A 12,109-nucleotide genomic window follows, 5' to 3' on the forward strand; every position below is an offset into this window, starting at 1 on the left:
ACACAGTAACCTTCATCTCTCTGTAACCCACCCGCCGCCAAACCGTCATCCCCCGCGCCTATCTTGAAACTCCCGTAATCGCCTTGGGAGACTCGAAATGGCCCAGCCCTACGAAGAACGCAACAGCGCTGCCAAAACCCGTCGTCAGCAAGAAGATCAGCGTCGCATGGAATTCCGTCGCGCCATTGAAGATCGCTGCGAACGTCGCCAACTGCTGGCCGAGATCGGTGATTTTCCAGAGCTGGAACTCAATTACTGGCAGGCGGCACCGACAACTTCCCGTCGAAACGCTCAACCAGCGCGCTGATCTGCACCCGCTCACTGCGGATAAACGCAAGGAATGCGTGCGCCACGGGTGACAGCCTTTTTGCCTTGGCTTGCACCAGGCACCAGCTGCGGTAGAGCGGCAACTCTTCGACCGGCAATTCAATCAAGCCGCCGGTCGCCAACTCAAGGTTCAGGGCGTGACGCGTCAACAGCGCTACGCCCAGACCCGCCAGTACACATTCACGCTGGGCTTCGGCTGATGAGACCTCCTGGGTCTGGTTGAAGTGCACACGCGTCTCCTTGAAATACTCTTCGCACGCCAGTCGCGTCCCGGAACCGGATTCGCGCATCAGCAGGGTGTAGGGCTCAAGGTCTTGCAGGCGCAGTGGCCCCATGTGGCACAGCGGATGATCCGGTGGTGCAACCGCGACAATCGGGTTGTTGAGGAACGGCAGGAATTCCAGCCCCATGTCTTGCGGCACCATCGACATGATCACCAGGTCATCGCGGTTATCGGACAGACGACGAATCACTTGGCCCCGATTGACGACCGTCAGTTGCAGATTGACCTCGGGATGCTGGCGCTTGAACGCGGCAAACAGGTGCGGCACGAAATACTTGGCGCTGGACTCCACCGCCAGTTTCAGCTGTCCTTGCAGAGAGCCCTGCATGTCCGAAAGCTGCATGTCGAGGTTTTCCAGGCGCCCGAAAATATCCCGGCTGGCGCGCTGGAGTGCTTCGGCGGCCTCAGTCATGTAGAGTTTTTTGCCGACGTAATCGAACAAGGGCTGACCAATCAGCTCTTCAAGTTGCCTGATCTGTAGGCTGACGGCCGGTTGTGTGAGCGACATTTCGTCGGCTGCCCGACTGTAGGACCGCAAATCACAGACTTCATTGAAAATCTGCAATTGACGCAATGTCATACGCATCAATGACTTACGCATTATCTGGTCGCTCTCGGCACGGGCTGATGCCACGACTATAAGTCTTTACTTATGCCTAACCCAATAATTATTCATTTTTGTTAATCCCTTACGAGGGCTAGTGTGGGCCTGCGACTGAATTGAAACATTTGGTCACGCGTCGACCTGGTCTAGCAGGTCGTGGTTACCACCGGCTCAAGGGAACCTCCAAAAGTGATAAAAAAGATCCTGATCGCCAACCGTGGTGAGATTGCCGTACGAATCGTGCGTGCCTGCGCCGAGATGGGCATTCGCTCGGTCGCGATCTATTCCGACGCCGACCGTCATGCCTTGCATGTGAAGCGCGCGGACGAGGCCCACAGCATTGGTGCCGAGCCACTGGCCGGTTACCTGAATGCGCGAAAACTGGTGAACCTGGCCGTGGAAACCGGTTGTGATGCGTTGCATCCCGGCTACGGATTCCTCTCGGAAAACGCTGAACTGGCTGATATCTGCGCAGAGCGCGGCATCAAGTTCATTGGTCCATCGGCTGAAGTCATTCGCCGCATGGGCGACAAGACTGAAGCCCGCCGCAGCATGATCAAGGCCGGCGTGCCGGTCACGCCGGGCACCGAAGGCAACGTCGCGGACATCGCCGAAGCCTTGCTCGAAGGCGACCGCATTGGTTACCCGGTGATGCTCAAGGCAACCTCCGGTGGTGGTGGTCGTGGTATCCGTCGCTGCGACAGCCGCGCAGAACTCGAACAGGCTTTCCCTCGCGTGATCTCGGAAGCCACCAAGGCATTCGGTTCGGCGGAAGTGTTCCTGGAAAAGTGCATCGTCAATCCAAAGCACATCGAAGCGCAGATTCTCGGCGACAGCTTTGGCAACGTGGTGCACCTGTTCGAGCGTGATTGCTCGATCCAGCGCCGCAACCAGAAACTGATCGAGATCGCCCCGAGCCCGCAACTGACCCCTGAACAGCGCGCCTACATCGGCGACCTGTCGGTGCGTGCAGCCAAGGCCGTGGGTTACGAGAACGCCGGCACCGTGGAGTTCCTGCTCGCCGAGGGCGAGGTGTACTTCATGGAGATGAACACCCGGGTGCAGGTGGAACACACCATCACCGAAGAAATCACCGGCATCGACATCGTGCGTGAGCAGATCCGCATCGCGTCCGGCCTGCCGCTCTCGGTGAAACAGGAAGACATCCAGCACCGCGGTTTCGCGTTGCAGTTCCGGATCAACGCCGAAGACCCGAAAAACAACTTCCTGCCGAGCTTCGGCAAGATCACCCGTTACTACGCGCCCGGCGGTCCCGGCGTGCGGACCGACACGGCGATCTACACCGGTTACACCATTCCACCGTTCTACGATTCGATGTGCCTGAAACTGGTGGTGTGGGCGCTGACCTGGGAAGAGGCGATGGACCGTGGCTTGCGCGCCCTCGATGACATGCGTCTGCAAGGGGTCAAGACCACCGCCGCGTACTACCAGGAAATCCTGCGTAACCCGGAATTCCGTAGCGGCCAGTTCAACACCAGCTTCGTTGAAAGCCACCCTGAACTGACCAACTACTCGATCAAGCGCAAACCCGAAGAGCTGGCCCTGGCCATCGCTGCCGCCATCGCCGCCCACGCAGGCCTGTGAGGAATATAACAATGACCAAGAAGATTCACGTAACCGACACCATCCTGCGCGACGCCCATCAATCGCTGCTCGCTACCCGCATGCGCACCGAAGACATGCTGCCGATCTGCGACAAGCTCGACAAAGTCGGCTACTGGTCGCTGGAATGCTGGGGCGGCGCGACGTTCGACGCCTGTGTACGTTTCCTCAAGGAAGATCCGTGGGAGCGTCTGCGCCAACTGCGCGCGGCGCTGCCTAACACACGCCTGCAAATGCTCCTGCGCGGCCAGAACTTGCTGGGCTACCGCCATTACAGCGACGACGTGGTCAAAGCTTTCGTCGCCAAGGCCGCGGTCAACGGCATCGATGTGTTCCGCATCTTCGACGCCATGAACGACGTGCGTAACCTGCGCACGGCCATCGAGGCAGTAAAAGCAGCCGGCAAACACGCTCAAGGCACCATCGCTTACACCACCAGCCCGGTGCACACCATCGACGCTTTCGTGGCGCAAGCCCGACAAATGGAAGCCATGGGTTGCGACTCGGTGGCGATCAAGGACATGGCCGGCCTGCTGACGCCATACGCCACGGGCGAACTGGTCAAGGCGTTGAAATCCGAGCAGTCGCTGCCAGTGTTCATTCACTCGCACGATACCTCTGGCATGGCCACCATGTGCCAACTGAAGGCTATCGAAAACGGCGCCGATCACATCGACACCGCGATCTCCAGCTTCGCATCCGGCACTAGCCACCCAGGCACCGAATCGATGGTCGCCGCCCTTAAAGGCACCGAATTCGACACCGGCCTGAACCTGGAACTGCTGCAAGAGATCGGCCTGTACTTCTACGCCGTGCGCAAGAAGTACCACCAGTTCGAAAGCGAATTCACCGCCGTCGACACCCGTGTCCAAGTCAACCAGGTACCGGGCGGGATGATTTCCAACCTGGCCAACCAGTTGAAAGAGCAGGGCGCGCTGAATCGCATGAGCGAAGTGCTCGCTGAAATCCCGCGCGTTCGCGAAGACCTCGGCTTCCCGCCGCTGGTAACCCCGACCTCGCAAATCGTTGGCACCCAGGCGTTCTTCAACGTGTTGGCTGGCGAGCGCTACAAGACCATCACCAACGAAGTGAAACTTTACCTGCAGGGCGGCTACGGCAAGGCGCCGGGCACCGTGAACGAACAACTGCGTCGCCAGGCCATTGGCAGCGAAGAAGTGATCGACGTGCGTCCAGCCGATCTGCTCAAACCGGAAATGTCCAAACTGCGTGCTGAAATTGGCGCCGTGGCCAAGTCCGAAGAAGACGTGCTGACCTATGCGATGTTCCCGGATATCGGCCGCAAGTTCCTCGAAGAACGCGCTGCCGGCACCCTGACACCTGAAGTACTCCTGCCGATTCCCGAAGCCGGCGGCGTGGCCTCGGTCGGTGGCGAAGGCGTGCCGACCGAGTTCGTCATCGACGTCCACGGCGAAACCTACCGCGTCGACATCACCGGTGTCGGCGTCAAGGCCGAAGGCAAGCGTCACTTCTACCTGTCCATCGACGGCATGCCGGAAGAAGTGGTGTTCGAACCGCTCAACGAATTCGTCAGCGGCGGCAGCAGCAAGCGCAAGCAAGCCACCGCGCAAGGCCACGTCAGCACCACCATGCCGGGCAACATCGTCGATGTGCTGGTCAAGGAAGGCGACACTGTGAAAGCAGGGCAAGCCGTGCTGATCACCGAAGCGATGAAGATGGAAACCGAAGTCCAATCGGCCATCGCTGGCAAAGTCACCGCCATCCACGTGGCCAAGGGCGATCGGGTGAATCCGGGCGAAATCCTGATCGAGATCGAAGGCTGATTTAACAGCCTCGATACAACGCTTTAAACCTCGGGGGGGCATGTGCTCCCCTTTTTTTTGCCGCGTATTTGTGACGATTAGAAATTCATCCGCCATTGGCCGGTGACGCCATGACTCCGGCTTTCCGTGCCGACGTCCCCGTTAAGACTGACGCCCAAGGTATGTCTGGCTGACAATCCCAGGTCCAGCCCTGCATCGACGCTCAGGTTGTTACGGTCCAGCAGCGCACCGGAAACGGTGTAGTTTCGACCGCCCGTTGCCAGTTGTTGGCGAGTGTCGCTGGTGACATCACCGTAGGTGTGTTTCCAACTGGCACTGAATCGCGGCGTCAGTTGCATGCCGTTGTCCAGCGCATTGGTTTTCGCTGCGCGCAGACCGAACGTGCTGCTCAGGTTGTTCTGGGTCTGGCCGTGAACTTTCAACGCCGCTGCACCACCTTTTTCCGTGTAGGTGTCACGCTGATAGCGTTCGTAGCCAAGGCTGGCGAACGGTTCGATGCTGACATTGGCTCGCCCCAGGTTGTAACCCACTTCAGCGAAGGCTTGTTGGGTGTTGGCGTCGTAACGACCTTCAGGGCGATCGCTGAAACCATTGAAGGCCACCCGGCGCTTGGTGTTGCCGTCGTGATTGCCATAGGTCGCGCCCACTCGCAGCGACATGGGGCCGTTCTGGCGCAGGGCGTAGGCGCCCAGATACCAGCTGTCGAGACCGCCATCGAGGTCGCGACTGTCGAGGCGTGTTTCGGCTTTACCGCCCATCACACCGATACGCCATTCATCATCGATGCCCCAATCGGCGCCCAGGACCAAGCCTTGGGTGGAGTGTTTCAGTGGCTCAAAGTCACGGTCCAGTGTGCCGCCATGCCCTAACGCTTGAAGCCAGACCCGGCCATTGTCTTCGCTACCCGCTGCCAGGCTTGGTGCGTTCCTGCGGTTGCTGCCTTTGTTGTCGGTGCTGGTGCTGCCCGGTTGGCGCATGGCCGAGAGCACGGCAGTGCCCACCGGGCTGGCGCTGGCGAGCGTTGCCTTGGCGAGGTTGGCGGTACTGCCGCCGGCGAGTTGTTCAATGGCCTGAGCTGCGGTTGTTTTATCGCTACCCAGCAGCGCCACGACTGCGGCATTTGCAGTGTGCGATGGCGAAGGTGCTGCGGCGCCGGGAGTTGTCGCTTGTGAGGTTGAGGCGGTGACGGGGGTACCGATGTTCTCGGCGGGATTCAGGGGCGCAGCAATTGGGGCGGTATCGTCCGGTGAGGTCTGAGTTGGTTCAACGCCCCTTGGCTCCTCAAGACTTCCTCCAAATTGCCGTCCGTTTTCTGAGTCCGCGACGCTCTCGATAGGCACATCGTTTCGAATCAAGACCAGGTCGACTGTTCTCTCACTGTATTGGACATCGGGTTCCAAAAAGGCAAGGTTGTTGATCACGTTGCCAAATTTGCCTTCGACGTTATTGGCCACAAGAATGCTGTTTTCGCTGACTAACGGGTAGTTACCGGGCGCTGCAACAATGTTCAGTGTGGCGCCACCGAGAATGGCGGTGCCATCGACTAATATCGTTTCACTTTTGCGATCGGCGCTGACCTCGTAGAGCAGTTCGGCAGTATTGGAAAGCTTCAGGTCACCCTTAACTTTTGGCGCGCCGTGGGATTCGCCCACCGAAAATTTTCCGTTTACCTCCAGCGAACCCGTGCGACCTCTACCCGCAAAAGCCCCTTTCTCGTGAATAAACACGTCGCCTTCGATCGCCCCAGAGTTACTCAGGGTGCCACCTGATAGCACCGTCACCCCGCCGCCAATCCTGCCGTTATTGACGAGAGTACCCTGGGTCAACGCACCTCCCCGGATGTCACTCTCGTTTACCAGTGTTGCTTTGGGGCGTACCAAGGCACCTGCGGTGAAATCACCACTGGAACCGTTCAAGATCCAGGTGCTTCGTTTGAGCTCCAGGCCGTCGAAATTGCGGCTGTCGCCTAACGTGCCACCGCTCGCTGTATCGAGTTGTAGAAAATTGGTGCCACCACCACCGTCAACCCATCCGGTGATACTCCCGCGACGGGATAAAGTGACCAGATCATTGTCATCGCTGAACGTTCGATTGATACCGTCCTCTGCGTTACCGATAGTGGTCTTTTTGGTGTCAGGGTCTTTGATGAATGCATCGAGCGCTGCCAAGACCTGATCTGGCGTTTCAAGCGCAGGGAGAGTGCTTTCGGCAGGACTTTGTTGGGCAAAAATTTCAGTGCAACCCAACGCAAGCGCAATGGCTAGCGCCAGATGATGTGGTCGGTATTTGTGTTGAACAGACATTGAATTTGGCCTCAATTGAAAGGAGACCAAACTCTAAGGAGAGCGCTTCGATACCGATGTCAGCCCGTTCCGGAGGGTTTGCAGGTGGCGTCAGAAGCTCGATGCAGAAAATCCGCCGCTGGTGGGACGCAGCGGTTTTTAACGCTTGGGACCGATGACCTTTTCCTACGATAAATCGAGACGCTTCCCGCAACACCCTCTCAGAAACTCATCTGCCATTGTCCGATCAACCCGTGGTTACGGCTGTTGTTGCCGATCTCGCCGCTATAGCCGATGCCCACCGAGTGGCGAGCCGAAATGCCCAGATCCAAACCAGCCTCCAGCACCAGGCTGTCTCGATCCAGCGAGCTGCCATCCACACTGAACGCCGTGCCACCTACCACAAACGCCTGACGTGTCGAACTGCTGACATCGCCATAGGTGTGCTTCCAGCCGGCGGTCATGCGTGGGGTCAGGCTCATGCCATTGTCCAGAGTATTCAGATGCGCCAGGCGCAGGCCAAAAGTGCTGTTGAAGTTGTCTTGGGTTTGTTCGTCGACTTGAAGCGCGGCAGAACCGCCTTTTTCCTGATAGCTGTCGCGGTGATAACGCTGGTAGCCAAGACTGGCGAAGGGTTCGGCGCTGAGACGGCCGCTGCCCATTGCATAGCCGAACTCGGCGAAGGCCTGTTGGCTATCGGCGTCGTAATCGCCTTTCGGTCGGTCGCTGAAGCCGTTGAAGGCAACGGTGCGTTTGCTTTCACCCTGGTGACCGCTGTACGCCGCACCGAGGCGCAAGGCGAACGGGCCGCTTTGACGTGATGCATAGACGCCGGCGTGCCAGCTTTCGACATTGCCATCGACACCCGTGGCGTCAAGATCTGTCTTCGAGTAACCGCCAAGCACCCCCAGGCGCCAGTGCGGATTGAGCGCCCAATCGACCCCGAGCACGCTGCCTTTGGTGCGTTGCTCCAAACCGCTGCTGCCATGCTCGCCATCGAGCTTGCCGTAACCGCCAATGGCTTGCAGCCACAGCCGACCCTGGGCGTTGGGATCATTGAGGTTGCGGGCTTCGAGCGGTACACCGTTGGCGGCCAGTACCGGGGTGTCACCTTGATCGAGGCCGACCAGCAATCCCGAACCGCCGCCCATTTGTTGCATCGCCGACAGCATGCTGCTGCCGATCTGGCTGCTGGCTCCGAGCGTCGCGCTGGTCAGGTTGGCGTTGCTGGCGCCGGACAGTTGCTCGATCGCGTTGCCAGCCGTGGCGTTGGTGGTGTTGAGCAAGGCGTTGTAGAGCGCGTTGTTGTTGCCCATCGACGCCAGGCTGTTGGCGGCGTTGCTGCTGTTGTTGGTCACCGCGAATTCGTTGAAGGCGACATCGTTGCGGGTGTAGGTCAGGTCGATCTGGGTCGGCGTGTAAGCGAGCGTTGGCGTGAGGAACGCGTAGTCGCTGGTGATCTTGCCGAAGCTGCCGCTGATGCTTGCGGCTTGCAGCACGGTGTATCGGCTTTGCCACGGATACGTGCCGCTGCCGGGATTCACTGCCAGGGTGGCGCCATTCAGAGTGGCCACGCCACCGACCTTGATCGGCGCGCTGCTACCCTCTGCGTTGACGCCATAAGCCAGGGTGGAGCCACTGCCCATGGTCAGGTCATGGGTGATGGTCGCAATGCCGAGTTGGGTATTGGTGCGCAAGGTCCCGTTGACCTGCAAATTACCCACCGAACCGCCGCCGGCATACACACCGCCTGCATCGACGGTCACGGTCCCGGCGATTACGCCCTGGTTGATCAGCGTGGCGCCGTTGCGTATAGCGCCGCCGTCGCTGAAATCACCGGTGCCGGTCAAGGTCCAGGCACCTTGCTTGACCTCCAGCCATTCGAAGTTGCGGCTCGAGCCGAAGCTGCCTCCCCGCGCATCGTCCATCAGCACGCGGTCGTAACCGCTGCCGCCGTCGACCCCACCGACAAAACGGCTGCCATTGCGCAAAGTCAGGCTGTCGTTGCCGCCGCCCAGGTCCAGCGCCAGGCCGTTGCTGCCGCTGATCGTGCCGCCGTTGATCACGCTGTCATTGAACTCGCCGACAAATTTCACGCCGAACCCATCGAGGCCTTGAATCGTGCCGAAGTTTTCCAGCGTGGTTGCCGCCACGCCCGAACCGCCGCTGCCATCGTCCACCAGAATCGCGCTGTTGGCGCCGCTGATCAGCGCGCCGTTGGCGTTCAATACATAACCGCCGCCCAAGGCGATGCCTTCACTGCCGTTGGCGAAACCACCCTTGTCCACACCGCCCGCGCCGACACCTTGAACGGTGCCGTAGTTTTCGATGTGCGCGAGTTTGTCGATGTCCACGCCATCGCCGTCACCGTTCGGTTGCAGGCCCGAGTAAGCGCCGGTGATGGTGCCGTGGTTGATCACTGTGCCGTCGCCATCGGAGCCATACCCCGAGCCGTTGCGACCGGTGACTGTCCCGTAGTTGAGGAGCGTGGCGCCGAGGTCGGTGGTGATGCCGTGACGGCCACCGGAAATGCTGCCGTAGTTGGTCACTGTCACGCCGGTTGCAGTGTCGATATCGATACCGTCGAATTTCTCGTCAGCAGTGTGCGAGTCGCCGGTGGAAATCTCGCCGTAGTTGGTAATCGTCGCGTTGGCGCCGGTCTTCATACCGTCGCTGGCATCCCCGCGAATCAACCCGCCCGCGCGGTTGATGATCGTCGTTTTGATGCCCGCGCTGCGCAACGCATCCAGATCCAGCCCTTGCCCGGTGGAGGAGCGGATGATGCCGCTGTTGTCGATCAACAGACTGCCGCTGGCGAAGTTGCTGTCGATGCGCAGCGCGTCGTTGAAGCCAAGGATTTGCCCGCCAGCGCGGTTGTAAATGCTGTAGTTGCGCGCTTGCGTCAGATCGCCGCTGCTGTCGATCGCCCGGCCGCCGGTGGAAATAATCTTGCCTGCGTTATCGATCACCACGCCGACGCCGCTGGTGCCGTCCTTCAGGCTCACCGTCTTGCCAGCGTTGGTGATGCTGCCCGGCGCCGAAATCTTCAACGTGTCGCTGCCGCCCAGCGTTTGCGCTGTCGTGGTGGGCGTGTCGATCTGCACGTTTTTGAAGGGGACGGCGAGGGTGTCGGTGCTGATCAGCAAAGCGATGCTGAACGCGAGGCGCTGGGGCGAGAAGGGCATGAGGGGACAGCCTTTTTGTTATAAGCGGGCTGTGTTGTATAGCGGATGGTTTTTACAGAATGATGTCTGGTGACAAATGCATTCTTTTGCGTTTTTTCGGGAGATGGAGACATCTGTAGGCAATTAAATGCAAATTTAGGGTTTTTGGTTCAGGCGTACACGCAATTTGTGGCAAGGCAGCAAGCTCCCTCGCCACAAATCGTCAGCGCTTACCCGCGGCACTCGGCAAGCGTTTTCACCTGCCCCGACCCCGTCTGATTCTCATCGCTCAACCAGCGCTCAAACCCCGCGCCAATCGCCGGCCATTCCGAGTCCAGAATCGAATACCACGCGGTATCGCGGTTCTGTCCCTTCACCACCATGTGCTGACGGAACACCCCCTCAAAACTGAAGCCCAGACGCTCGGCCGCGTATTTGGAGCGGGCGTTGCCGTTATTGCATTTCCACTCCAGGCGCCGGTAGCCCAGGGCAAAGGATTCCTTGGCCAGCAAGTAAACGGCCTCGGTGCTTTTCGGCGAACGCTGCATCGGTGCGCCGAAGGTGACGTGGCCGATTTCGATGCGACCTTGGGCCGGGACGATCGACATCAGACTCAGGAGGCCCTGTACATCACCGCTGGCACGGTCGATCACGCTGAAGAAATACGGATCGCTATTGGCCGCATGGTTGTTCAGCCAATCGTTGAACGCGCTACGTTCCGGGAAAGGCCCGTACGGCAAATAGTCCCAGAGTTTCGGGTCGGCGCCGGGGCCTTGCAAGGCCTTGAACAGACCCTCGGCATGACGGGCCGGGTCGAGTTTTTCCAGGCGAATGAAGCGTCCTTCGAGGGTTTGAACGGTGGGCGCCGGGACGCCTTTCCAGTCCGCGAGTGATGTCGACATGTTGTTCTCCTTGAACCTTAAAGGGCTTTGCGAAACTGGATGTAACCGGGGCGTTCGGCGATGCGCTCGTAGAGCTGGATCGCGGTGGCGTTGGTTTCGTGGGTCAGCCAGTGGACTTTGCAGCAACCGTCCGCTTTGGCGGTGGCGTAGACGAACTCGATCAGTTTGCGGCCAACGCCGGTGCCGCGGGTGTCTGGCGTTACCAGCAGGTCTTGAAGGTAGCAGGAATTTTCGATGCTCCAGTTCGAGCGATGGTAAATGAAGTTCACCATGCCGACCGCTTTGCCATCGCTCCACGCCAACGCCGAATGCGTCGTTTCAGTCGGGTCGAGCATGCGTTGCCAGGTGCTGTCAGTGACCGCCTCGGGCAATTCGGTGTTGTAGAAGCGCAGGTAGGCTTGCCACAGCGGCAGCCAGGCGGCGTGATCGTCGGCGCTGACCGGGCGGATTTCAATCTGACTCATGTTCATGTCCTTAACGCATCAAGTGGGCGAGGGCCTGATCGTGCACATCGGGGCTGGAGACAAGCCCCTCGCGCACACCGGCGATGTCTTCGGCGCTGCGGTTCTGGCTGAGTTTGCGTTTGCCTTCCAGGCGCTGGATCGGCAGGGCAAACCCGACGATCGCCTTGAGCATGCCGTCGATGTAATCAGCGGGAGCATCGGCGACCTTCCAAGGCAGGGCTCGGCCGGCTTCGTGACGATCAGTCAACGCGCTGACCAGGTTGAGCAAGCGCTCGGCATCGGTGAACACGTCGGCGGTGCCGTAAGCGTGTACCGCGACGTAGTTCCAGGTCGGCACGACTTTGCCGTGCTCGGCTTTGCTCGGATAAAACCCCGGGCTGACGTAAGCGTCGGCACCGGCAAAGATCACCAGCGCTTCAGCGCCGCTCTGCAATTCCTTCCACTGCGGATTGGCCCGGGCGAAGTGGCCGTAGAGGGTGCCATTCGGGCCTTCGTCAGGTTTGAACAGCAGCGGCAGATGGCTGGCTTGCAGGCCTTGATCGCCGTGGGTAACCACCATGGCGAGGCGGGTGACGAGGAGCTGCTGGCGCAGGTCATCCAAATCTTTGATGGCAAAGCTGCTGGGGTTGTACATGGAAATATCCCTTGGCGAATGCCT

The 12,109-nt window shown here is 59.6% G+C and carries 9 protein-coding genes; 3 read left to right on the forward strand and 6 right to left on the reverse strand.

The window, feature by feature from the left end:
• The first annotated feature begins 97 nt into the window (after positions 1 to 97).
• Positions 98 to 307 carry a PA3496 family putative envelope integrity protein gene (locus AB4N43_RS16885; RefSeq protein WP_027926271.1) on the forward strand — a complete coding sequence of 70 codons (210 nt, stop codon included), beginning with the start codon at positions 98 to 100 and terminating at the stop codon, positions 305 to 307.
• On the opposite strand, the gene AB4N43_RS16890 is transcribed toward AB4N43_RS16885, so the two are convergent.
• Entirely contained in the window at positions 249 to 1,211 is a 963-nt protein-coding gene (locus AB4N43_RS16890; RefSeq protein ID WP_460151738.1) for a LysR family transcriptional regulator, read from the reverse strand. The genes AB4N43_RS16885 and AB4N43_RS16890 overlap by 59 nt on opposite strands.
• 192 nt (positions 1,212 to 1,403) lie before the next feature.
• On the opposite strand from AB4N43_RS16890, the gene AB4N43_RS16895 reads away from it, so the two are divergent.
• Together AB4N43_RS16895 and oadA are read left to right on the forward strand one after the other, a co-directional pair.
• Complete coding sequence (locus AB4N43_RS16895) at positions 1,404 to 2,819, forward strand: acetyl-CoA carboxylase biotin carboxylase subunit (RefSeq protein ID WP_027926273.1); 1,416 nt, start codon at positions 1,404 to 1,406, stop codon at positions 2,817 to 2,819.
• An 11-nt stretch (positions 2,820 to 2,830) separates the two neighbouring features.
• Complete coding sequence (gene oadA / locus AB4N43_RS16900) at positions 2,831 to 4,639, forward strand: sodium-extruding oxaloacetate decarboxylase subunit alpha (protein WP_027926274.1); 1,809 nt, start codon at positions 2,831 to 2,833, stop codon at positions 4,637 to 4,639.
• 77 nt (positions 4,640 to 4,716) lie between these two features.
• Here oadA and AB4N43_RS16905 read toward each other — a convergent pair whose 3' ends face one another.
• The 5 genes from AB4N43_RS16905 to AB4N43_RS16925 form a co-directional block, all read right to left on the reverse strand.
• On the reverse strand, positions 4,717 to 6,942 hold the full coding sequence (locus AB4N43_RS16905) for an autotransporter family protein (protein WP_460151739.1): 2,226 nt from the start codon (positions 6,940 to 6,942) through the stop codon (positions 4,717 to 4,719).
• Between the two features lie 200 nt (positions 6,943 to 7,142).
• Positions 7,143 to 10,106, reverse strand: a complete 2,964-nt coding sequence (locus tag AB4N43_RS16910; protein ID WP_460151740.1) for an autotransporter outer membrane beta-barrel domain-containing protein — start codon at positions 10,104 to 10,106, stop codon at positions 7,143 to 7,145.
• Positions 10,107 to 10,315: 209 nt separating this feature from the next.
• Complete coding sequence (locus tag AB4N43_RS16915; RefSeq protein ID WP_059181921.1) at positions 10,316 to 10,987, reverse strand: GNAT family N-acetyltransferase; 672 nt, start codon at positions 10,985 to 10,987, stop codon at positions 10,316 to 10,318.
• Positions 10,988 to 11,004: 17 nt separating this feature from the next.
• Positions 11,005 to 11,451, reverse strand: a complete 447-nt coding sequence (locus AB4N43_RS16920) for a GNAT family N-acetyltransferase (protein WP_059181922.1) — start codon at positions 11,449 to 11,451, stop codon at positions 11,005 to 11,007.
• Positions 11,452 to 11,461: 10 nt separating this feature from the next.
• Entirely contained in the window at positions 11,462 to 12,085 is a 624-nt protein-coding gene (locus AB4N43_RS16925; RefSeq protein ID WP_027926279.1) for an FMN-binding negative transcriptional regulator, read from the reverse strand.
• Between the last annotated feature and the right edge of the window lie 24 nt (positions 12,086 to 12,109).

The organism is Pseudomonas sp. S2_B07, assembly GCF_054668435.1.